Annotated in this window: 19 protein-coding genes; 13 read left to right on the forward strand and 6 right to left on the reverse strand. The window is 66.3% G+C overall.

All coding sequences use genetic code 11. The features are described from left to right. Window positions 1-76: 76 nt before the first annotated feature. Window positions 77-2,578 carry a DNA ligase D gene (gene ligD / locus SPHI_RS08505; RefSeq protein ID WP_076744493.1) on the reverse strand — a complete coding sequence of 834 codons (2,502 nt, stop codon included), beginning with the start codon at window positions 2,576-2,578 and terminating at the stop codon, window positions 77-79. Window positions 2,579-2,710: 132 nt separating this feature from the next. Then, window positions 2,711-3,616 carry a non-homologous end joining protein Ku gene (ku, locus tag SPHI_RS08510; RefSeq protein WP_076744569.1) on the reverse strand — a complete coding sequence of 302 codons (906 nt, stop codon included), beginning with the start codon at window positions 3,614-3,616 and terminating at the stop codon, window positions 2,711-2,713. An 86-nt stretch (window positions 3,617-3,702) separates the two neighbouring features. On the opposite strand from ku, the gene pdxH reads away from it, so the two are divergent. The 3 genes from pdxH to SPHI_RS08525 are packed head-to-tail and all read left to right on the forward strand — an operon-like array spanning window position 3,703 to window position 6,071. Further along, window positions 3,703-4,281 carry a pyridoxamine 5'-phosphate oxidase gene (pdxH, locus tag SPHI_RS08515; RefSeq protein ID WP_076744494.1) on the forward strand — a complete coding sequence of 193 codons (579 nt, stop codon included), beginning with the start codon at window positions 3,703-3,705 and terminating at the stop codon, window positions 4,279-4,281. Then, a complete protein-coding gene (locus SPHI_RS08520) occupies window positions 4,278-5,225 on the forward strand; it encodes a cation diffusion facilitator family transporter (protein ID WP_076744495.1) in 948 nt (315 codons plus the stop codon). The genes pdxH and SPHI_RS08520 overlap by 4 nt, the downstream gene beginning before the upstream one ends. 54 nt (window positions 5,226-5,279) lie before the next feature. Further along, the gene (locus tag SPHI_RS08525; RefSeq protein WP_076744496.1) at window positions 5,280-6,071 is read left to right on the forward strand and encodes a PhzF family phenazine biosynthesis protein; all 792 of its coding nucleotides are present in this window, start codon (window positions 5,280-5,282) and stop codon (window positions 6,069-6,071) included. Between the two features lie 219 nt (window positions 6,072-6,290). On the opposite strand, the gene mnmA is transcribed toward SPHI_RS08525, so the two are convergent. After that, a complete protein-coding gene (gene mnmA / locus SPHI_RS08530) occupies window positions 6,291-7,397 on the reverse strand; it encodes a tRNA 2-thiouridine(34) synthase MnmA (RefSeq protein WP_076744497.1) in 1,107 nt (368 codons plus the stop codon). A gap of 127 nt (window positions 7,398-7,524) precedes the next feature. On the opposite strand from mnmA, the gene SPHI_RS08535 reads away from it, so the two are divergent. The 3 genes from SPHI_RS08535 (at window position 7,525) to SPHI_RS08545 (ending at window position 8,510) form a co-directional block, all read left to right on the forward strand. Further along, entirely contained in the window at window positions 7,525-7,752 is a 228-nt protein-coding gene (locus tag SPHI_RS08535; protein WP_076744498.1) for a hypothetical protein, read from the forward strand. A 103-nt stretch (window positions 7,753-7,855) separates the two neighbouring features. Next, window positions 7,856-8,155, forward strand: coding sequence for a CtrA inhibitor SciP (gene sciP, locus SPHI_RS08540; RefSeq protein ID WP_076744570.1), 300 nt, complete (start codon window positions 7,856-7,858; stop codon window positions 8,153-8,155). A 97-nt stretch (window positions 8,156-8,252) separates the two neighbouring features. Continuing rightward, complete coding sequence (locus SPHI_RS08545) at window positions 8,253-8,510, forward strand: GlsB/YeaQ/YmgE family stress response membrane protein (protein ID WP_076744499.1); 258 nt, start codon at window positions 8,253-8,255, stop codon at window positions 8,508-8,510. Window positions 8,511-8,573: 63 nt separating this feature from the next. Here the strand turns inward: SPHI_RS08545 and SPHI_RS08550 are convergent, their stop codons facing one another. After that, entirely contained in the window at window positions 8,574-9,293 is a 720-nt protein-coding gene (locus tag SPHI_RS08550) for an SIMPL domain-containing protein (protein WP_076744500.1), read from the reverse strand. A gap of 212 nt (window positions 9,294-9,505) precedes the next feature. On the opposite strand from SPHI_RS08550, the gene SPHI_RS08555 reads away from it, so the two are divergent. From SPHI_RS08555 to SPHI_RS08585, 7 genes are all read left to right on the forward strand, one after another. Next, complete coding sequence (locus SPHI_RS08555) at window positions 9,506-10,684, forward strand: efflux RND transporter periplasmic adaptor subunit (protein WP_076744501.1); 1,179 nt, start codon at window positions 9,506-9,508, stop codon at window positions 10,682-10,684. 4 nt (window positions 10,685-10,688) lie between these two features. Then, entirely contained in the window at window positions 10,689-13,955 is a 3,267-nt protein-coding gene (locus SPHI_RS08560; protein WP_076744502.1) for an efflux RND transporter permease subunit, read from the forward strand. A 55-nt stretch (window positions 13,956-14,010) separates the two neighbouring features. After that, window positions 14,011-15,276, forward strand: coding sequence for a DUF445 domain-containing protein (locus tag SPHI_RS08565; RefSeq protein ID WP_076744503.1), 1,266 nt, complete (start codon window positions 14,011-14,013; stop codon window positions 15,274-15,276). 200 nt (window positions 15,277-15,476) lie between these two features. After that, window positions 15,477-16,574, forward strand: a complete 1,098-nt coding sequence (locus SPHI_RS08570; protein ID WP_076744504.1) for an ABC transporter permease — start codon at window positions 15,477-15,479, stop codon at window positions 16,572-16,574. Then, window positions 16,574-17,383, forward strand: a complete 810-nt coding sequence (locus SPHI_RS08575; RefSeq protein WP_076744505.1) for an ABC transporter ATP-binding protein — start codon at window positions 16,574-16,576, stop codon at window positions 17,381-17,383. Before SPHI_RS08570 ends, SPHI_RS08575 begins: the two co-directional genes overlap by 1 nt. Continuing rightward, the gene (locus tag SPHI_RS08580) at window positions 17,383-18,345 is read left to right on the forward strand and encodes an MlaD family protein (RefSeq protein ID WP_076744506.1); all 963 of its coding nucleotides are present in this window, start codon (window positions 17,383-17,385) and stop codon (window positions 18,343-18,345) included. Before SPHI_RS08575 ends, SPHI_RS08580 begins: the two co-directional genes overlap by 1 nt. Before the next feature lies 1 nt (window position 18,346). Then, a complete protein-coding gene (locus tag SPHI_RS08585; protein ID WP_076744507.1) occupies window positions 18,347-18,928 on the forward strand; it encodes an ABC-type transport auxiliary lipoprotein family protein in 582 nt (193 codons plus the stop codon). Window positions 18,929-19,063: 135 nt separating this feature from the next. On the opposite strand, the gene SPHI_RS08590 is transcribed toward SPHI_RS08585, so the two are convergent. Together SPHI_RS08590 and SPHI_RS08595 are read right to left on the reverse strand one after the other, a co-directional pair. Then, window positions 19,064-20,467 carry a M20/M25/M40 family metallo-hydrolase gene (locus tag SPHI_RS08590; protein ID WP_076744508.1) on the reverse strand — a complete coding sequence of 468 codons (1,404 nt, stop codon included), beginning with the start codon at window positions 20,465-20,467 and terminating at the stop codon, window positions 19,064-19,066. 290 nt (window positions 20,468-20,757) lie between these two features. Further along, entirely contained in the window at window positions 20,758-21,648 is an 891-nt protein-coding gene (locus tag SPHI_RS08595; protein WP_076744509.1) for a hypothetical protein, read from the reverse strand. Window positions 21,649-21,664 lie beyond the last annotated feature (16 nt).

The following is a 21,664-nucleotide window of genomic DNA, read 5'->3' on the forward strand; positions in this document are numbered from 1 at the left end:
TCGAAGGGCGTGCCTCATACGATGCCGCCTGTAGCACACGTGCTTCGACAGGCTCAGCACGAACGGGCCGAGTTTGCTAGAGATCCGGCAGTATCTGGTCCGCGACTCCCCATCCCGCCAGTGCGCGGCTGGTCGCGCGGTCGATCAGTTCCGCGGCATCCGTCACGTGCCATCTTGCCGCCGTGTCGATGTCGCGCAGTTCGGTCCAGGAGACCGGCGCGGCGACCGGGGCCCCAGCACGGGCGCGGGCGGCGTAGGGCATGATGGCGGTGGCCCCGCGTTGGTTGCGTAGCCAGTCGATGAAGATCCGCCCCGTCCGCTTGGCCTTGCTCATCGTGGCGACAAAGCGGTCAGGTTCGGCCTGGGCGAGCGCGCGGGCGAAGCGGTCGGCGAAGCTCTTCACCGCGGGCCATTCTGCCTGCGGCGTTAGCGGTACGACGACATGGACGCCCTTACCGCCCGATAGCATCGGGAAGCTGGTGAGGCCGAGTTCGGCGAGCTGGTTCTTGAGGTGCTCGGCAGCATTCTTGGTATCGCCGAAGTCGAGGCCCTCGTCGGGATCGAGATCGAAGACGAGGCGGTCGGGCTGTTCGAGATGGTCGACGGTCGAGCCCCAGCCGTGGAATTCGATCGTGCCCATCTGGACGCAAGCGACGAGGCCGTCTGCGGCATCGACCCAGAGGTAGTTTTCGGTCGAGCCGTCTTTTTCGACGATCGGCACCTGATGGACGTGATCGCCGAACGAGCCGGCGTCATGCTTTTGGAAGAAGCATTTCTTGCCGCGACCTTGCGGGCAGCGGACGAGGCTGATCGGGCGGCGCCCGCTCCACGGGAGCATGATGCCGGCGACGGTGGCGTAATAATCGGCGAGGTCGCCTTTGGTGACGGTTGATTCGGGGAAGATCAGGCGGTCGCGACTGCTGACCTTTACCGTAGTCGCGGGGGCTTGGGGGACGGGCTGTGGCGCTTCGACCACCACGTCCTGGGCAGCCTTGTCGCCGCGCAGGCCGAGGAAGCTTGGATGGCGCAGGAGCTTGTCTGGGGTGGCCTCGGTGAAGGCGATTTCGGCGACGAGCTTGGGGGTGACCCAACGTGCGCCGCGGACGGCGGCGCGGCCGAGGTTCTTGGGGATCTCTACCGTTGGTGTCTTGCGTTCGAGCTTCGCAAGCTTGGCGCTGAGCTCGATCATCAGGTCGTTGGAAAAACCGGTGCCGACCTTGCCGGCGTAGCGCAATTTGCCGTCCTCATGGACGCCGAGGAGGAGCGAGCGGAAGCCGCGCGATTTGTCCGACTTGGTCCAGCCGACGATCACGAATTCCTGGCGGCGGGTGCATTTGACCTTGAGCCACGCCTTGGTGCGCGCACCGCGATAGGGGGCGTCGGCCTGTTTGGAGACGATGCCTTCGAGGCCCTGCTGGCACATTTTCTCGAAGAGCTGTTCGCCCGAGCCGAGGACGTGTTCGCTGAACTGGACGCGCTCGGAACCGGGGATGAGCGGGCGGAGGCGCTCCTTGCGCTGGACGTTCGGGAGCGGGCGGAGGTCTTCGCCGTCCAGCTCCAGCACGTCGAAGGCGAAGAAAGTCATGTCGCCGGCGGTGGAGATGGCGTCCTTCAGCGTCGAAAAGTCCGGGTGGCCGTTCTTGAAAGCCACGATCTCGCCATCGATGAGCGCGGTGTCGACGGGGAGCGCGGCGGCCGTGTCCGCGATGGCCTGGAACTTGTCGGTCCAGTCGAGGCCGGAGCGGGTGTAGACCTTGGCGGTGCCGCCGCCGATCGCGATCAGGGCGCGGTAACCGTCGTATTTCACCTCATGCATCCAGGCCGTGCCGCTGGGGACGGCGTCGACCAGTGTGCAAAGCTGGGGTTCGGTGAAGGCGGGTGGCTTGGCCGACTTGCGTGTGCGTTTGGAAGTGGCGGGCTTGGGCGTCGGCTGGAGCTTTGCTTCCGCGGTTTGCGTGTTGGTTGTGGCTTGGGTGGGCGCGCGTTTGGCGCTTGGCTTGGCCTTCTTGCCCTCCTCGATCTCCTGCATCGTTCGGCCGGTTTCGATGCTGGTTAGGGCGGTTTCGGTGAGCGTGTCGGTGCCGCCGGCGTGGGCATCGTCAATCTTGCGCAGGAGCCAGTTCTCGCGCTTTTCCTTGCCGCGTGGCTTCAGGCGGATGAGCAGCCATTCGCCCTTCATCCGCTCGCCGTCGAGGACGAAGTGAAGGTGGCCTTTCTCCAGATCCTTCGCCGACTTGCCCTTGATCGGCGACCAGGTGCCGCGATCCCACAGCATCACCGTGCCGCCGCCATATTCGCCCTTGGGGATTGTGCCTTCGAACGTGGCGTAGCTGAGCGGGTGATCCTCCGTGCGGACGGCTAGGCGCTTTTCCTGGGGGTCAAGGCTGGGTCCGCGGGTGACCGCCCAGCTTTTCAGCACGCCGTCGAGTTCGAGACGAAAGTCCCAGTGGAGGCGGGTCGCGTCGTGCTTTTGGACCATGAAGCTGTTGCCGTTGCCCGGCGCGAGCGTACCGGCGGGCTCGGCGGTTTTCGCGAAATCGCGCTTGGCATTGTAGAGGGCGAGGGGGTCGGTGCTCATTCCGCGACGCTCGCCCAACTGATCTTCGTCATTCCCGCGGAGGCGGGAATCCAGACGCGCAGGTCTTCGCAAGGGCCGCGACATTGGCGTTTATGAATCCCTGCCTTCGCGGGGATGACCTTGGGGGCAGCGTCAGGCACGTTTGCGCGCCGCGGGTTTGCTGGCCGCCGGCTTCTTCGCCGCGGTGGCAGTGGTCTTCTTCGCAGCCGGCTTCTTGGCGGGCGCCTTAGCCGGCGCCGTGCCGCCCGATTTCTCCATCGACTTCTTCAGCGCCGCCATCAGATCGACGACGTTGGAGGCAGATCGCCCGCCGCCTTCGTCCTTGTCGTCGATGATCTTGCGGTTGCCCTTCTGCTTGCGCTTGCGCTCGATCAGGTCCTTCAGCGCATCGACATAGCGATCGTGGAATTCCTGCGGGTCGAAGGCGCTGCTCTTCTTCTCGATCAGCGCTTCGGCGAGTTCGAGCAATTCGCTATCCGGCTTGTCGTCGGGAATGTCGCGGAAATAGCCCTGCGCGCGGTTGACCTCGTCGGCGTAGCGCAGGGTTTCCAGCACCATCCCGCGCCCGCACGGCTTCAAGCTGACGACATATTCGCGCCCGCGCATCGCGAGTTGGCCGAGCCCGACCTTTTTGGTCCGCTTCAGCGCCTCGCGCAGGACGATAAAGGCCTCTTCGGCGAGATCGTCGGCGGGCACGACGAAATAGGGCTTTTCATAATAGAGCACGTCGATGTCGCTCGCGTCGACGAACTGGGTGAGCTCCAGCGTCTTCTTCGATTCGAGCTTCACCGCATCGATCTCGTCCTGATCGAGCAGGACATATTCGCCCTTGTCGATCTGATAGCCCTTCATGATGTCGTCGGGATCGACCGGGCCGACGCCCTCCGCGACCTTTTCATATTTGATCGGCTTGCCCGTGGGCTCGTGAATCTGGCGGAAGCTGACGCTCGCGCCGGACTTCACCGCGGAATAGATCTCGACGGGAATCGAGACGAGCGCGAGGCGGATCTGTCCCTGCCAATATGCCCGTGCCGCCATGATCATACGCCTTCGTCGTTGCGAGGCCGATTCAATTCGCGGGGGCGGGAGTCGTTCCGCGGCTATTCCGGTGCTAAGGCGCGCCGATGAGCACCGATCCCTTCACCCTCTTCGACGCCTGGTATGCCGAGGCGCAGGCGAGCGAGCCGAACGATCCCAATGCCATGGCGCTGGCGACGGCGGATGCGGACGGCCGGCCGTCGTCGCGGATGGTGCTGCTGAAGGGGCATGGGCCGGACGGCTTCGTCTTCTACACCAACCGCGAGAGCCGCAAGGCGGGCGACCTCAAGGCGAACATGCAGGCGGCGTTGCTGTTTCACTGGAAGTCGCTGCGGCGGCAGATCCGGATCGAGGGTGCGGTCAGCCTCGTCACCGATGCCGAGAGCGACGCCTATTTCGCCTCGCGCGGGCGCGACTCGCAGCTGGGTGCCTGGGCGTCGGAACAGTCGCGGCCGCTGCCCGCGCGATCGATCTTCGAGGGGCGGTTCGATGCGATGCAGTTCCGTTACGAAGGGAGCGAGGTGCCGCGCCCGCCGCATTGGGGCGGCTATCGCGTGGTGCCGGATCGGATCGAATTCTGGCAGGATCGCGCGCATCGCCTACATGAGCGGCGGCTGTTCACCCGCGAAGGCGACGGCTGGAACGAAGGGCTGCTGTACCCATGACGCGTGAGGAACGCCGGCGCATCGTTCCGTTCGCGCTCCGCGCGGCGCTGGCGAGCGTCGCGACCGCGCTCTTCCTGCTCGCGCTGAAGGGCTATGCGGCCTGGCACACCGGATCGGTGGCGATGCTGGGCAGCTTGGCCGACACCGCGCTCGATCTGCTCGCCAGCCTTGTGACGCTCTACGGCGTCAAGCTCGCCGCCGAGCCGGCCGATCACGACCATCGCTTCGGCCATGGCAAGGCGGAGGCGCTGGCGGCGCTGTTCCAGGTGTCGCTGATCACCGTATCAGCGATCGGCATCGCATGGCAGGCGGTGGAGCGGTTCAACAATCCGCAGGTGAACGAGGATGCCTCGCTCGGCATCGGCGTGTCGGTGCTGGCGATCGGGGCGACGATGGCGTTGCTCGCGTATCAGCGCAGCATCATCCGGCGCACCGGATCGGTCGCGATCATGGCGGACAATGTCCATTATCAGTCCGACGTGCTGCTCAACATGGCAGTGATCGGCGCGCTGGTGCTTGATCAATATCTGGGGATTTCGGGCGCCGATCCGGTGTTCGGCATCGCCATCGCCTTGTGGCTCGCCTGGGGCGCGTTCGGCGCGTCGAGCCAGGCGATCGACATGCTGATGGACAAGGAATGGCCCGACGAGCAGCGCGCCGCCTTTATCGAGGTCGCCGCACGGCAGCCGGGCATCCGCGGCATCCACGATTTCCGCACGCGGCGCGCGGGCACGCATGATTTTGCGCAATTCCACATGGAGGTGGATCGCAACCTGACTGTGGCGGCGGCGCATGACATCGTCGAGAATGTCGAGAAACGGCTGCGCGACGTGTTCCCGCGTGTGGAGGTGCTGATCCACCTCGACCCGGAGGGTCATGTCGATACCGACAATCCGCTGGTCGAGGCGGACGTGACGCCGCATTGGTTTGGCAAGCGCATTTGATGCGCCGGGAGTTCGGGAAGCGCATCTGATGCGCCAGGGGTTCGGAAAGCGCATATGAGGATACCTTTCGCCCAGATCGACGCCTTCGCCGGCGCTGCCTTCACCGGCAATCCGGCGGCGGTGATGCCGCTATCGGCCTGGCTTGACGATGCGACGCTGCAGGCGATCGCGTCGGAGAACAACCTGTCCGAAACCGCCTTCATCGTGCCGGCGAGCGAGGCGGCCGATTTCGAGCTGCGCTGGTTCACGCCGGCGGCCGAGGTGGCGCTATGTGGCCATGCGACGCTGGCGAGCGGGCATTTCGTGCTCTCGTCGGACACGACGCGCGAGCGGGTGCGCTTCGCGACGCGGCAGGCCGGCGTGCTGGAGGTCGCGCGACGCGGCGCGGGCTATGAAATGGCGCTGCCGGCCTGGAAGCCTTACCCCAAGCAGATGGACGCTATCATCGCGGCGCTTGGCGTTGAAGCACGCGAAACGCTTTGGCACGACAAGGGCTATGCGCTGGTGATCGTCGATGACGAGGCGGCGGTGCGCGCCGCCGCACCCGATGGCCGGGCGGTGAAGGCGCTGGGCCCCTATGTGCTGATCGTCGCCGCGCGCGGCGAGACAGCGGAGGTGGTAAGCCGGGTATTCACCGATTATTTCGACATTCCCGAGGATCCGGTGACCGGATCGGCGCATGCGGTGATGGTGCCCTATTGGGCCGAGGTGCTAGGGCGGGACAGCTTCTCCGCCTATCAGGCGAGTGCGCGCGGCGGGCATGTGGGATGTCGCCTGGCGGGCGATCGGGTGATGCTGACCGGCGATTGCGTGACGGTGATCGAGGGGACGTTCCTGCTGCCTTGAGTTCGCGGCGGGCGGGCGCAGGTTTTTCAACCGTAGATGACGATTGCAACCGTTCGTGCTGAGCCTGTCGAAGCACGTGTCCGGAACACGCCCTTCGACAGGCTCAGCACGAACGGATCAACAGGCGGCGAGTCCTCGCACAATTCGTCTCGCCATCCCGTTGCTGCCCGGGACGACCGTTCGCTTGTGGCTTCTGGCGCGACTCGTTCCCGGCCGCACTCACGCCGCCAGCGCGGCGCCTTCGGTCGCTGCGATCCAGCCGCCGCCGAGTACGCGATCGCCATCGTACAGCACCGCCGCCTGGCCCGGCGCGACGCCATATTCGGGCGCGTCGAACACCAACTGGTCGCCATGGAGCCGCGCCGGCACCGGCTTGGCCATCGAGCGGACCTTGGCCGTGAGCGGGCCCTCGAGCGGGCCGAGCACGTTGAGGTCGGCCAATCGCGCGGCGCTCACCGCCAGCGCAGCGCGCGGGCCTACGACGACGCGGCGCGCTTCCGGCTCCAGGCGCACGACATAGAGCGGCTCGGGCTGGCCGCCGATGTCGAGGCCACGACGCTGGCCGACGGTGTAATGGATGATCCCTTCGTGCCGGCCGAGCGCACGGCCCGACAGGTCGACGATCTCGCCGCCGTCGCTCGCTGCGGGGCGAAGCTTCTTCACCAGCCCGGCATAATCGCCATCGGGGACGAAGCAAATGTCCTGGCTGTCGGGCTTGGCCGCGACGCCGAGGCCCATCTCGGCGGCGATCGCGCGGACGCGATCCTTGGGCATGCCGCCGAGCGGGAAGCGCAGGAAATCGAGCTGGTCGCGCGTGGTGGCGAACAGGAAATAGCTCTGGTCGCGCGCCGGATCGACCGCCCGGTGCAGTTCCGAACCGTCAGCCCCGATCATGCGACGCACGTAATGGCCAGTTGCCAGGCAATCCGCGCCGAGATCGCGGGCGAGCGCGAACAGATCGGTGAACTTCGGCCCCATGTTGCACTGGACGCAGGGGATCGGCGTGCGGCCGGCGAGATATTCGTCGGCGAAATGGTCGACCACCTGCGCGCGAAAGCTCGATTCGTGATCGAATACGTAATGTGCGATACCCAGCCGGTCGCACACCGCGCGCGCATCGCGGATGTCGCGGCCGGCGCAGCAGGCACCCGGCCGAGCGGTCGCCTCGCCATGATCGTACAATTGCAGGGTGACGCCGATCGTCTCGGCGCCGCTCGCCTTGGCAAGCGCTGCAACGACGGACGAATCGACGCCGCCGGACATGGCGACGACAATGCGGCGGCCGGCGGGGCCGCCGGCCAGCTGGAAATCAGCGAAATCGGTCACGCACCCGCCAATAGCACAAATGACGGTGATCGCGAACGCAACTGCGCCATCGCGGCTTTACCGACCCTTCACTTCATGCCGCGTACAAGGACGCTTCCGGACGCATGAATGAGGAACCAGGCGGCGCGTGGACTTGAGTTTTGCCCTGTTCGACCGGCGCACACCGGTGGTGGAACTGCCGAGTGACCTGGCGGTGCTGCTGGTGGAAATGACGGCGCGGCAGGCGGCGTCGCCAACCGCCACAATTTACGCCCGCTCGGCGCGCGTGCGGCTCGATTCACCGCTGTTCGCGCCGGTGGATGGGGCATTCAACGGACCGGTGGCGCAAGCGATGATGCAATGGAAGGACGATTGAACACCCTGTTTACCGATGGGCCGTAAAGGCAGAGGCAGGCGTACCGCCCGCTCAGGATTTGTCAGATGGAAAGGGGGCGCCCGCCCCTAGCCGAGGTTGAATGATGATCGAGAACCAGAAAATTCGTCCGGCGCGGGTCATCGGCCCGCTTGGCGAGCCGTTGACGCTCGAATCTCTGCCGCCCCCAAGCACCACGCGATGGGTGGTGAGGCGCAAGGCCGAAGTGGTCGCTGCCGTGAATGGCGGGCTGTTGACGGTGGACGAGGTGTGCGCCCGCTATGGGCTCACCGTCGAGGAGTTCGCCGGCTGGCAGCGTGCGATCGACCGCTCCGGCATGCCCGGACTGCGGGTCACGCGCATCCAGCATTACAAGTCGTTGTACGAGCGCCAGCAGAAGTTCTGAGGTAGCGGGTTACGCGGGCGGAACAAACTTCGGCTGTCAAGAGTCTTTTCCCCAGCGCCCGGCCGGTCGGGCCGTTTAACCGCAGGGGAGTAAGTTTATGGGTATCATTCTCTGGTTGATCGTCGGCGGCGTGATTGGCTGGCTGGCCAGCATCATTATGCGCACTGACGCCCAGCAGGGCATCTTTCTCAACATCGTCGTTGGCATCGTTGGGGCGTTCATCGGCGGCCTGGTCGTTTCGGGCGGTTCGATCAACAGTGCGCCGCTGACGCTGACGTCGTTCTTGGTGTCGCTGCTTGGTGCGGTGATCCTGCTCGCGATCGTCAACCTGGTCCGTCGCGGCAGCGTGCGCTAACACGCACCACCGCCACGACGTGGAATAACGGCCGCTCGGGTGACCGAGCGGCCGTTTTCATTTTTATTTCAGCAGAAAGCGCACAACCACGGTCGCGCTGACTTCGGTTTCGCCGGGCAGCATCTCCGTGGCTGCGTCCGCCTTAACAGCACGGGCGTACAGCACTGGCGGACGGGGTTGATCGCCGCGGTTCTCGCCCTGCTCCCCGATCGACACGATACGATCGACGCGCAGGCCGGCGGCCTGAGCGTAGAGTTCGGCACGGGCGCGGGCGCGCTTCACCGCATCAACTCGCGCTTCGTCGAGCGCTGCCTCGGGCCCGTCGATCGACAATTGCGGGCCATCGATCTGGTTCGCACCAGCCTTGACCAATGCATCCAGCGCCGCGCCAGTCTTTGCGATGTCCCGGAAGGTGACGGACACGGTGTTGCTTGCCTGATAGCCGGTGATCGCTGGCGGCTGATTTTCGGCATAGCGATATTGCGGAGACAGGCCGACGCTGGCGGTGGCGATGTCACGCGGCGCGATGCCCGCGGCGCGAAGCGCCTTGATGACGCTGGCCATTCGCGCGGCGTTCTCGGCGGAAGCAGCGGCGGCGGTCGGCGCCTGGGTGACGACGCCGGCGCGCAGCGTCGCGACGTCGGGCACGCGCGAGACTTCGCCCGTCGCCATCACATCCAGGATTGTCGCATCCGGAAGGATCGGGGTGGCGGGCGCGTTCTGGGCCAGCGCGGGGGTGCCGGCCGCAGCGGCAAGCATCATTGAGGCGACGAAATAGCGCATGCGTGTTTAACTCCGGATAATCGGTTCGTCGCCTCTGGAGCGCCGTTGAACAACATAGGCTGAACGAGCGCCGCTTGTGGCATCCTCCTGAATCTGTCATGCAACCAATGGGGGTAACCGGCGCTTGAGCCCGGTGATTTATTCATATAACACAGCTGTGGGTAGAGGCAGCGGGCGGTCACCGCATGGTGCCTGAGCGGGATGTAGGGTGCATGAATCACGAAGCCGGCAGTCTGGATGGCGAGACACTGCTGATCGAGGGGCCGGATAATGGCGCGCGGCGGCGGCGTCGCATCCTCATCATCGCGATCGTCGCGGTGCTGGCGCTGGCACTTGTGGGCTGGTTCCTGCTGCGCGACGGTGAAGCAGCGCCCGCCGCCAGTTCCGCCGCCAGTCAAGCGCCCAGCGTCACCGTCGTAGTGCCCGGACGTGCCGATGTCGCACGCGCGATCAACGTCAACGGCACGCTTGCCGCGAAGCGCGAAATGCCGGTCGGCGTGGCGGGCGAGGGCGGCATGGTGACGCGCGTGCTGGTCGAGCCGGGCCAGTGGGTGCGCGAGGGCCAGGTTCTCGCACTGGTCGATCGGTCGGTGCAGACGCAGACCGCCGCCAGCCTGGCTGCGCAGGTAAATGTCGCGCGGGCGGACCTGACGCTCGCGCAGGCCGAACTGGAGCGAGCGCAGCAGTTGGTCGGGCGGGGCTTCATCAGCCAGGCGGATGTGCAGCGGCGCATTGCGACGCGCGATGCAGCGGCGGCGCGGGTCAAGGTGGCACAGGCTGCCTCCTCCGAGCAGCGGGCGCGCAACGGCCGGCTCGACATCCGCGCGCCGGAAGCGGGCCTGGTGCTGACGCGGCAGGTGGAGCCGGGGCAAATCATCAGTTCCGCTTCGGGCACGCTGTTCCGCATGGCCAAGGGCGGCGAGATGGAGATGCGCGCGCAAATGGCGGAGGACGATCTCGTCACGCTGAAGCCGGGCGCATCGGCCACCGTCACCCCGGTCGGCAGCACGCGGAAGTTTGCGGGTCGCGTGTGGCAGGTGTCGCCGGTGATCGATCCGCAGACGCGCCAGGGTATTGCCCGCATCCAGGTGCCTTACGATCCGGCGCTGCGGCCCGGCGGCTTCGCCTCCGCCAGCATTGTTCGCGGCGACGCCAGTCTGCCCGAATTGCCACAATCGGCGATCCTCAGCGACGAAAAGGGCAATTACGTCTATATCGTCAACAAGGATAACGTCGTGCAGCGACGCAACGTGCGGCTCGGCACAGTCAGCGATACGTCCGTGGCAGTCGCCGACGGCCTGGACGGCACCGAACGCGTGGTGGTGTCGGCGGGTGCTTTCCTCAACCCGGGGCAGAAGATCGCCCCGGTGTTGAGCAAGCCGGGAGCATGACGGCATGAACTTCCGCAACATCTCGGCCTGGTCGATCCGGAACCCGGTTCCGGTGATCGTGCTGTTCGTGATCCTGACGGTGGCCGGCATCGTCAGCTTCATCCGCATGGACATCAACCGCGAGCCGGACATCGATTTCCCGGCCGTCGCGGTCGAGATTACGCAGCCGGGCGCCGCGCCGAGTGAGCTAGAAACCCAGATCACGCAGCGCGTCGAGGCGGCGGTGCGCACCGTGGAAGGCGTCGACGAGCTCCAGTCCTTCGTCAGCGAAGGCAATTCCACGACGATGATCCAGCTGGACATCGGCACGCCGGTCGATCGTGCGGTGAACGAGGTGCGCGACGCCGTTACCCAGATCCGCTCCAACCTGCCCGAAGGCATATTGGAGCCGCAGATCAGCCGCGTGAAGATCAACGACGACGATCTCGGCAGCTATTCCGCCTCCGCCACCGACATGACGGTGGAACAGCTCAGCTGGTACATCGACAATACCGTCACCAAGGAATTGCTTTCCGTCGAGGGCATGGGCGGCGTTGAGCGCAACGGCGGGGTCGATCGCGAGATCCGCGTGATCCTCGATCCGGCCAAGCTCGCCGCTTATGGGCTGACCGCGACGCAGATCAACCAGCAGCTGCGGCAGGTGAACCTCGACGCGGCGGGCGGCCGGGCGGAGATCGCCGGGGCGGAGCAATCGGTGCGCGTGCTGGGCAATGCGGACACCGCTTATGCGTTGGGCGAGACCCAGATCATCGCCGGCAACGGGCGCACGATCAAGCTGAACGCAGTCGCGACGGTACGTGACCTCTATGCGGAGCAACGATCGGCCGCGTCGGTCGATGGGCGCCCAGTCATCACCTTCGATTTCAAGCGCGCCAAGGGCTATTCGGAAGTCAGCGTCTTCCGCGAAGCGAAGAAGAAGCTGGAGGAGCTGGAGAAGCGCAATCCGCAGGTGAAGTTCCGGCTGCGCATCGACGGCTCCAAATATGCTGTCGAGCAATATGAAAGCGCGATCCATGCGATGATCGAGGGCGCAGTGCTCGCGGTGTTCATCGTGTTCCTGTTCCTGCGCGACAAACGGGCAACCTTTATCTCCGCCCTCGCCATTCCGCTGTCAGCGATTCCCGCCTTCTGGTTCATGGACCTGATGGGTTTTTCGCTGAACAGTATGACGTTGCTGGCGCTGAGCCTGGTGGCAGGCGTGCTGGTCGATGACGCGATCGTCGAGATCGAGAATATCGTCCGCCACATGCGGATGGGCAAATCGGCCTATCAGGCATCGATCGACGCCGCGGACGAGATCGGGCTTGCCGTGCTGGCGACCACAATGGCGATCGTCGCGGTGTTCCTGCCCGTCGGCCTGATGCCGGGCGTGTCGGGGCAGTTCTTCAAGAATTTTGGCCTCACCGTCGTCGTTGCGGTGCTGATGAGCCTTGCCGTGGCGCGCATGATCACGCCGATGATCGCGGCCTATTTCCTGAAATCCGCCGGCCCCGAATCGCATGGCGAGGGGCGTCTGATGGACGCCTATATGGCGGTGCTGCGCTGGACGATGGATCCGGGCAAGTCGCTGGCGGTGCGTGCGCGCGGCGGACTCCGGCGCGTCACGGGCTATCTCTACGACCATCGTATCTGGACGGTGGGCATCGGTGCGCTGGCGTTCCTGCTGACGGTGCTGGGCTTTGCCAGCCTGCCGATGCAGTTCCAGCCGTCGATCGACCAAGAGCGCTCCGCCGTCACCATCACGATGGCGCCGGGCGCGACGCTGGCGCAGACCGAGGCAACGGTGCACCGCGTGTACGAGCTGCTGCGCGACGAGCCGGAGGTGGACTCGATCTATACCCGCTCCTTCGTCGGCAATGGCCGCGTGGTCGTGCAGTTCAAGGAAAAGCCGTCGCTCAACGACCGCATTCGTGCGCTGTTCGGCGGTGACATCGGCGACAAGCGTGAAAAGACATCGACCGAGTTCGAGCGCGCCCTGGCGCCGGAGCTTGCCAAGATCCCGGACGCGCGGGTGAATTTCCAGTCGCAGTTCGGCTGGGGCGACAACAACCGCGACGTGTCAGTGACGCTGGGTAGCGACGATCCGGTGCTGCTGCGCCAGACGGCGGACAAGATCGTGGCGGAAATGGGCGGGGTGCCGGGCTTGCTCGCGCCGCGCATCGCCGGCGATCTCAACCGGCCTGAAATCGTCATCAAGCCGCGGCTCAACCTCGCGGCCGATCTGGGCGTGACGACCAGCGCGCTGTCCAGTGCGATTCGCATCGCGACTTTGGGCGATATCGACCAGAACAGCGCGCGCTTCTCGCTTAACGATCGACAGATCCCGATCCGCGTCGCGCTGGAACAATCGTCGCGCACCAGCATGGCGACGATCCGCAACCTGCCGGTGCAGACGCAGAACGGCGGGTCGGTGCCGCTGTCGGTGGTGGCGGAGATCGGCTTCGGTTCGGGCCCAACCAAGATCAACCGGCTGAACCAACAACGCCAGCTGACGATCGGCGCTGATCTGTCGCCGGGGCTGATCCTCTCCAATGCAATGCAGCAGGTGAACCAGCTGCCGTCGATGAAGAACCTGCCCATCGGCGTGCAGAAGATGAGCGTCGGCCAGGCCAAGTGGCAGATGGAGATGCTGATCAACTTCGTCATCGCGGTGATCGCAGGCGTGTTCCTCGTCTTTTCGGTGCTGGTGCTGCTGTACCGCCGGTTGCTGCCGCCGCTGGTCAACATGGGGTCGCTGCTGCTCGCGCCGTTGGGCGGCGTCCTGGCGCTGATGATCACCGGGCATCCGCTGTCGATGCCGGTGTTTATCGGGCTGCTGATGCTGCTCGGCATCGTCGCCAAGAATTCGATCCTGCTGATCGATTTCGCACTGGAGGAGATGAACCAGGGTGTGCCGATCTACGACGCGGTGGTCGATGCTGGGCACAAGCGTGCGCAGCCGATCGTGATGACCACGGTGGCGATGGTCGCCGGCATGGTGCCGACCGCACTAGCGCTGACCGGCGACGGCGCATGGCGCGCGCCGATGGGCATCGTGGTGATCGGCGGTCTGATCGTCTCCACCTTGCTGACGCTGCTGATCGTGCCGGCCTCGTTCAGCCTGTCGGTCGGGATCGAGCGGCGTATCGGCCCGTGGCTCGGGCGCAAGCTGCTGACCTATCAGCCGGGCGACGACGAGACGCCGCTGATCGACCACAAGCCCGGCGGCGGCCCGCTGCCGGCGCCGCATGGCCGCATCGGCTATCGTGACGGTGACGCGCCGGCCGAGTGAGCGGGCGTTGCAATGAACTCTTGAACAATCCCCCTTCTGGGGGATTGTGCGAGGCATGATGCCCCTCGCGCTGCGGCGCCCATCGCGAATTCCTGTGCCGGCGGGGCTGGTGCGCATGCGCCTGATCGCCACCGGCATGCTGGTGGCGATGGCGGTGGCGTTCCTCGTCGCGCGGGGGCTTGAGGCGAACCACCCGGGGTGGGGCTTCGTGCGCGCCTTTGCCGAGGCGGCGATGGTCGGCGGGCTGGCGGATTGGTTCGCGGTGACGGCGCTGTTCCGCCATCCGTTGGCGCTGCCGATCCCGCACACTGCGATCATCCCGCGTAACAAGGATCGCATCGGCGACCAGCTTGCGGTGTTCCTGCGCGATTACTTCCTGATCCCCGTGGTGGTCGCGCGGCGGATGCGGCGGATGGACGTGGCCAGCGTTGCCGGCCGCTGGCTCGCCAATCCCTCCGCCGGCAGCAAGCGGGTGACGCGCGGCGCGTCGCGGCTGGCGGTGGAGGTGCTCCAGGCGCTCGACCAGGAGCGGCTGGGCGGCATGGTGCGCGGCGCGATGGTGCAGCAGGTGCGCCGCATCGAGCTGTCGCCGCTGATCGGCCGTGCGTTGGAGGCGGCGATGGCGGAGAACCGCCACCAGCCGATCCTGGACGGCATCGTGCGCTGGGCGGGGCGCGTACTCGACAGCAACCAGCAGCTGATCCGCAACATGGTGCACGAACGCGCCGGCAGCATCCTGCGCTGGACCGGGCTGGACGAGACGATCGCCACCAAGATCATCGACGGGCTCGACAAGATGCTGGTCGACATGGCGGAACAGCCCGACCACCCGCTGCGCACCAAGGCGGAGGAAGGGCTAGCGACGCTCGCGCGCGATCTCCAGCACAAGCCGGAGATGCGCGAGCGGGTGGAATCGCTCAAGCTTGCCTTACTCGAGAACCCGGCGATGCAAAGCTGGATCAACGGCTTGTGGGAACAGGCGCGCCACGCCATGCTGCGGGCCGCACGAGATCCCGAGCGGCTGCTGGCGGGTGGCATGGGCGAGATGCTGCGCCAGCTCGGCCACACGCTGGAACGTGACGCGCGGCTGCGCAATACGCTCAATCGCTATGTGCGGCGCGTCGCGGTGGGGACGGCAGCGGATTATGGCGACGTGATCGTCGGTCTGGTCTCCGAAACGGTGCGCGGCTGGGACGCGCAGACCATCACCCAGCGGCTGGAACATGCGGTGGGCAAGGACCTGCAGTTCATCCGCATCAACGGCACTTTAGTGGGCGGCATGGTGGGGCTGGCGATCCATGCGGTGGACGTGGCGTTGTAAGGCTTTGACAGGCTTTCACCGTTCGCCCTGAGCTTGTCGAAGGGCTGCCTTGCGTTGCGAGGAAGGGCAGGGCTTCGACAGGCTCAGCCCGACCGGGGAGCGCCTTAGTCGTGCAGCCACCTTCTGAACGAGCGTGCAACAACCGGACGCGCTGTACGTTCGTCTTGCCGAGATGCGGGGATTCCCGCAAAGGGTGGGGAATGGGCGCATTGGCGGACTTCAGCGAGCACGGGGGAACGCTGCGCTTCACCGGCGATCTCTCGCTGGCGCGCATCGGCGACCTGCCGGCTCGCCTCGATGCGCATGGCGGATCGGTGTCGCGGATCGATCTTTCCGCGATCGATCGGATCGACACGATCGGCGCCTGGGTGATCCATCGTTTCGCCAAGAAACATGATGCCGCGATAGAGGGCCTGCGGTCCGAACAGCAGCACCTGCTGGAACAGGTCGAAGCTGCCGATCAGGCAGTGCCGACGCGCCCCACGCATGTCAGCCCGTTCAACCGCGTGCTGGGCGAGGTGGGCGAGGCGACCGTCACCGCCGGGCGCACGATGCTCGGTCTCTTAGGGTTCTTGGGCGCGACGATGATCGCGTTCGTCAACGTGATCCGCCATCCGCGCCGCTTCCGCTTCAACGCCACGATTCAGCGCTTCGAGGTAGTTGGCGTCTCGGCGCTCGGCATCGTCGGGCTGATGAGCTTCCTGATTGGCATCGTCATCGCGCAGCAGGGCGCGGTGCAGCTGCGCCAGTTCGGCGCGGAGGTGTTCACGATCAACTTGATCGGCCGCATCACCTTGCGTGAGCTTGGCGTGCTGATGACCGCGATCATGGTCGCCGGGCGATCCGGATCGGCGTTCGCCGCGCAGCTCGGCACGATGAAGCTGACCGAAGAGGTCGACGCGATGCGCACCATTGGCGTCTCGCCGATGGAGGCGTTGGTGCTGCCGCGCACCATTGCGGCGATCCTGATGATGCCGCTCTTGGGCTTCTATTCGTCGCTGATCGCGATCATCGGCGGCGGGCTGTTGTGCTGGTGGCAGCTCGAGATACCGCCCGTCACTTATGTGGCCCGGCTGCGCGAGGTGGTGCCGATCACCGACCTTTATGTCGGCCTGATCAAGGCACCGGTGTTCGGCGCGATCATTGCTGTCGCCGGCTGTTTTCAGGGCATGCAGGTGGAGGGCGACGCCGAACAGGTCGGGACGCGCACCACCGCGGCGGTGGTGCAGGCGATCTTCCTCGTCATCGTGCTGGACGCGTTTTTCGCGGTGTTCTTCGAACGAATCGGCTGGATCTGATGGCTGACGCGAAGAACATCATCGAGGTGCGCGGGCTCAAGAACGCGTTCGGCGACCAAGTCGTGCACGAGAAACTCGACCTGGACGTTCGCCGCGGCGAGATTTTGGGCGTGGTTGGCGGGTCCGGAACGGGCAAATCCGTGCTGATGCGGTCGATCATCGGGCTGCAATCGCCGGTCGAGGGCGACGTGACGGTCTTCGGGGAGCCCACCATCGGGCGCGAGGAGACCGAGGCGGTCGAGATTCGCAAGCGCTGGGGCGTGCTGTTCCAGGGTGGCGCCTTGTTCTCCACGCTGACGGTGGCGGAGAATGTGCAGGTTCCATTGCGCGAATTCTATCCACACCTCGATCTGGCGCTGCTCGACGAGATCGCCTCGTACAAGGTGATCATGACCGGCCTGCCGGGCGAGGCCGGGCCGAAGTATCCGGCGGAGCTGTCGGGCGGCATGAAGAAGCGCGCCGGCCTCGCCCGCGCGCTGGCGCTCGACCCGGAGCTGTTGTTCCTCGACGAGCCGACCGCGGGGCTCGATCCGATCGGCGCGGCGGCGTTCGATGAGCTGACCAAGTCGCTGCAGAGGACGCTCGGCCTTACCGTGTTCCTGATCACGCACGATCTCGATACGCTATACGCCATCTGTGACCGGGTGGCGGTCCTCGCCGACAAGCGCGTGATCGCAGTGGGCACGATCGACGAATTGCTCGCGCTGGATCATCCGTGGATCCAGGAATATTTCCGAGGCCCGCGCGGCCGCGCCGCCGTGGCGACCCAGGAAGCGCAACAGGCGCACGAACGATCAGGGGCTGATTGATGGAAACCCGTTCCAACCACGTCCTTGTCGGTGCCGTGGTGCTGATCCTGCTGGCGATGCTTGCGCTGTTCACCGTGTGGATCGCGCGGCTCGGCGGCTCGACGGCCAAGCATTACGATATCTTTTTCAAGCAATCGGTCGATGGCCTCGCGAAGGGTTCGCAGGTCACCTATTCGGGCGTGCCGTCCGGCCAGGTCGAATCGATCCAGCTGTGGCGCAACGATCCGCAGTTCGTGCGCGTGCGGATCCAGGTGAATGCCGACACGCCCGTGCTGCGCGGCACGGCAGCGACGATCCAGGGCAGCTTCACCGGCACCAGCACCGTCAGCCTCGATGGCGCGCGCAAGGGTGCGCCGCCGATCGTCTGCCCGGAGAACGACACGGCGAGCCAATGCCCCTATGGCGTGCCGGTGATCCCGACGCGTACCGGCGGCATCGGCGCGATCCTCAATTCGGCGCCGCAGCTGCTGGAGCGATTGTCGACGCTGACCGAGCGACTGACGGGCCTGCTCACTGACCGAAACCAGGCGTCGATCGCGGGTATCCTCGAGAACACCAACCGGCTGACCGACGCGCTCGCCGATCGTGGGCCGGAAATCGCCGCGACGCTGGCACAGACGCGGATTGCGATCCAGCAGGCGGGTGTCGCCTCCGCGCAGATCGGCGAACTCGCCGCCACCACCAACGGCATCCTCGCGGAGGATGTGCGGCCAACGATCGCCAATCTCAACGAGACGATCCGCTCAGCGCGGCAGAGCACCGAGACGCTGAACGCCGCAATCGGCGATGCGCGACCGGGGCTGCAGACCTTCTCCAAGCGGACGGTGCCGGAGATCAACCAATTGGTGCTCGACCTGCGCCAGATGTCGGCGGCGCTCGCCTCGGTGGCGGAGAAGGTGGATCGCCAGGGTGCGGGATCGCTGATCGGCCAGCAGAAGCTGCCGGATTATGAGGGCAAGTGACATGAAGAAGCTGCTGATCGGTCTCACTGCCCTGCCGCTCGCCGGGTGCATCAGCTTCGGCGCGAAGCCGCCCGAGGCCCTGCTGAGCATCACCGCGGCCGAGCAAGTGCCGGTGGGGCAGGCGCAATCCTCCGCCGGCGCGCGCACGATCACGATCCAGGTGCCAAGCGTGCCCCAGGCGCTCGCCAACAATCGCGTACCGGTGCAGACCGGCGCGACTGACATCGCTTATGTCAAGGAAGCGCAATGGGTGGAGCCGCCCGCGCGCCAGTTCGCGCGGCTGCTGTCGGACACGGTCGCGGCGCGGACCGGGCGGGTGGTGATGTCGGGCGCGCAGTCGCTCGCCGATCCCGGCGCGCGGCTGGCGGGCGAGCTGCGCGGCTTTGGCGTGGATGCGACAACGCGCGAGGCGGTGGTGACCTATGATGCGGCGCTGGTCCGCGATGAAGGCGGCGCGCTGGAGAAGCGCCGCTTCGAGGCGCGCGTGCCGGTGACCGCGATCGAGCCGGCGCCGGTGGGTGCCGCGCTGAACCAGGCAGCGAACCGGGTGGCGGGCGAAGTGGCGGATTGGGTGGGACGGTAACCTATTCCCCTCCCGCTTGCGGGAGGGGTTAGGGGAGGGACTGTCCCCGAGCGGAGCGCTGTTGGACACGCCGACCCCCAGCCCCTCCCGCAAGCGGGAGGGAAGCAGAAGAAACCCCCCAAGCGGTGGCCCGAACTACTCCGCCAGCGTCTTCGCCAGATCGTAGAGGTAATCGCGCCCCTCATAGAGCGATGTCACGCGAATTCGCTCGTTCAGCCCGTGCGTGCCGTTCATGTCCGGCTCCATGAACAGCCCCGGCACGCCATAGACCGGCATCTTCAGCGTGCCGAAGAATACCCCGTCCGTCGCGCCGGTCGACATCATCGGCACCACCGGCACGCCGGGGAAATGCTTCGCCGCCAGCGTTGTCACCGCGCCGAGGATTGCTGGGTTGAGCGGCGGCGGGACGGCGATCGGCCGCACCGGCTGGTTCGCGGTCACCGTCACCTTCGGCCCGGCCAGCTCCTTCAGCGTGGCGAGCGTCCCGTCCACCGTTTCGCCCGGGAAAATGCGGCAATTGACGTTGGCGGTGGCGCGCTGCGGCAGCGCGTTTTCGGCATGGCCGGCATCGACCAGCGTCGCCACGCAGGTGGTGCGCAGCGTCGAATGCATCACCTTGTCGCGGCTGACCAGCGCATCGGCCTCGGCATCGTTCGGGTTAGCGAGCAGACGCCGGATCGGCGGCGCCATGCCGGGCAGCGCCTGTGCGCTGGCGGTGAAGAAGGCGCGCGTCGTGTCGGTGAACTTGATCGGGAATTCGTGTTTCTGCACCCGCCCGATCGCCTCGGCGAGATCGTAGATCGCATTGTCGGGCGGCGGCGCCGAGCTGTGGCCGCCGGGGTTGGTCGCGACGAAGGTGAAGTTCTGCGCCGCTTTCTCACCGACCTGGATGGCGAGCGCCTGCTTCTTGCCGTTCGCGTCGAAGCGGCCGCCGCCGCCTTCGTTGAGCACGAAATCGGCGCGGACCAGCTCGGGCCGGTTGTTGGCGAGCCACTCCGCGCCGTTGAAGGCGAAGGTCGTCTCCTCACCGCAGGTCAGCGCCAGCTTGATGGTGCGCTTGGGGCGGAACCCCTGTTGTTGGAAGCGGATCATGGCGTCGGCCCAGATCGCCGACATCGCCTTGTCGTCGACCGCACCGCGGGCATAGTAGAAGCCGTTCTCCTCGACGAGCTTGAACGGATCGCGTTCCCAATCCGCGCGCTTGGCGGCGACCACGTCGAGGTGGCCGAGCAGCAGCATCGCGCCGGCTTTCTCGTCGGAACCCGGCAGGCTGGCGACGATGCCGCCGTCATTGGGGTGATCGGGCGTGGTGAAGACGGTGATGCGGTCATCCGGGAAGCCCGCCGCCTTCATCCGCGTCGCGATCTGCTGCGCGGCGCGTGTGCAACTGCCCTCGTTAACGACGGTGTTGGTCTCGACCAGCTCCTTGTAAAGGCCGAAGAACGCCTTCTGGTCGGGGCGGTTCTGCGCCGCCGCCGCCACAGGTGCTAGCGCCGTTCCTGTCGCCAATAGGGCGATCGCCCGCCACATGCCCTGCATCCCGCTCTCCTTTTTTCGTTTATGCGCCGATGGTTGCAGGGAATGGGGGCGCGCGCAACCGGGGGGAACACGACCGTTCGTGTCGAGCGACGTCGAGGCACCATCCGCAGTGTTCGGGGCGCGTTCCTCGACATTGCTCGGGAGGAACGGGTTGAGGGTGGTGACGCATCAGCGAAGTTGACGTCACCCCGGCCTTGAGCCGGGGTCCCGCTATTCGACGCGGCGCTTAGAAGTGAGACCCCGGGGCGAACCCTGGGTGACGAACCATTGAGCGGAACGACCGTAGCCGATCAGGCGCCCGTCGCCTCAGGCTCCGCCGGCTCGGCCGCCCCCTCCAACACCGGCGGCGCGGGCTGCACCGGCTGCACCGCCGCCGGGATGGTGCCGACGATCGCCGCCGTCTCCAGCGTATCGAGACCGCGGTGGGCGGCGAGGTAGCGCTGGGCGTCGGCGGTCCATTGGCTCACCTGCGTGCCCCCGGGCAGCCGGCGAATTTCCTCCAGCGCGGCATCGACCTGCCCCGCGTCGAGCCGGCGGCGCGCGCGCGCCAGGCGATCCGATGGCAGCGGCGATGGCGTGTTGGCGTCGTGCAGCACGATCAGGCTGCGTAGTTCCGTGATCAGCCCGCCGAACCAGCCCTGCGAGCCTGGATTGAGCAGAAGCGCTGCATTGGCATCGAGCGCCTGACGCAGCGATTCGATCGTCACCGGCTCTCGCCCGGCTTGGACCACCGCGTCCACCGCCGCTTGTTGCGTGGCGCCGAAGCGCCGGCCGAGCTGCTCCTCGAGGTAGCCGAGGGGCGAACCGCGCTCGATCGCCCGGCGTGCGGCAAAGGCGATCAGGATCGCCTCGGCACGCCCGGCACGGTCGGCGGCCGTGGTGACGTCAACACCGATCGCGGCGGTGCGCGCTTCCAGCGCTGCGAGTTGGGCCGCCAAGGCGGCTTCGCGGGTCGCAAGGGTGAGAGGATCGGTCGCGCCGGGTGCCGGCGGCGTTGTCGGCATGGCGGTGGCGGCCGGCGCGGCAGCCTGCGGCTTCGCGGGCGCCCACCATCCCCTGCCATCACGGGCGGCCATCCACATCAGCGCCAAGCCGATGGCGAACGCCAGTGCGACGATGAGGATGAAGGGTCCAGCTCGCGATCGGCGCGGAGCGGGATCGAGCGGCACGGCTTCGTCCATGGCGCCTTATCCCCAG

It is taken from the genome of Sphingomonas jeddahensis, assembly GCF_001981525.1.
Lineage (GTDB): Bacteria > Pseudomonadota > Alphaproteobacteria > Sphingomonadales > Sphingomonadaceae > Sphingomonas > Sphingomonas jeddahensis.

Bases quoted from the DNA above. Each gene is read 5' to 3' on its own strand.
- ligD (WP_076744493.1), bottom strand. From the start codon at position 2,578: ATGAGCACCGACCCCCTCGCCCTCTACAATGCCAAGCGCGATTTCGCG.
- ku (WP_076744569.1), bottom strand. From the start codon at position 3,616: ATGGCGGCACGGGCATATTGGCAGGGACAGATCCGCCTCGCGCTCGTC.
- pdxH (WP_076744494.1), top strand. From the start codon at position 3,703: ATGAGCACCGATCCCTTCACCCTCTTCGACGCCTGGTATGCCGAGGCG.
- SPHI_RS08520 (WP_076744495.1), top strand. From the start codon at position 4,278: ATGACGCGTGAGGAACGCCGGCGCATCGTTCCGTTCGCGCTCCGCGCG.
- SPHI_RS08525 (WP_076744496.1), top strand. From the start codon at position 5,280: ATGAGGATACCTTTCGCCCAGATCGACGCCTTCGCCGGCGCTGCCTTC.
- sciP (WP_076744570.1), top strand. From the start codon at position 7,856: ATGATCGAGAACCAGAAAATTCGTCCGGCGCGGGTCATCGGCCCGCTT.
- SPHI_RS08545 (WP_076744499.1), top strand. From the start codon at position 8,253: ATGGGTATCATTCTCTGGTTGATCGTCGGCGGCGTGATTGGCTGGCTG.
- SPHI_RS08550 (WP_076744500.1), bottom strand. From the start codon at position 9,293: ATGCGCTATTTCGTCGCCTCAATGATGCTTGCCGCTGCGGCCGGCACC.
- SPHI_RS08555 (WP_076744501.1), top strand. From the start codon at position 9,506: ATGAATCACGAAGCCGGCAGTCTGGATGGCGAGACACTGCTGATCGAG.
- SPHI_RS08560 (WP_076744502.1), top strand. From the start codon at position 10,689: ATGAACTTCCGCAACATCTCGGCCTGGTCGATCCGGAACCCGGTTCCG.
- SPHI_RS08565 (WP_076744503.1), top strand. From the start codon at position 14,011: ATGATGCCCCTCGCGCTGCGGCGCCCATCGCGAATTCCTGTGCCGGCG.
- SPHI_RS08570 (WP_076744504.1), top strand. From the start codon at position 15,477: ATGGGCGCATTGGCGGACTTCAGCGAGCACGGGGGAACGCTGCGCTTC.
- SPHI_RS08575 (WP_076744505.1), top strand. From the start codon at position 16,574: ATGGCTGACGCGAAGAACATCATCGAGGTGCGCGGGCTCAAGAACGCG.
- SPHI_RS08580 (WP_076744506.1), top strand. From the start codon at position 17,383: ATGGAAACCCGTTCCAACCACGTCCTTGTCGGTGCCGTGGTGCTGATC.
- SPHI_RS08585 (WP_076744507.1), top strand. From the start codon at position 18,347: ATGAAGAAGCTGCTGATCGGTCTCACTGCCCTGCCGCTCGCCGGGTGC.
- SPHI_RS08590 (WP_076744508.1), bottom strand. From the start codon at position 20,467: ATGCAGGGCATGTGGCGGGCGATCGCCCTATTGGCGACAGGAACGGCG.
- SPHI_RS08595 (WP_076744509.1), bottom strand. From the start codon at position 21,648: ATGGACGAAGCCGTGCCGCTCGATCCCGCTCCGCGCCGATCGCGAGCT.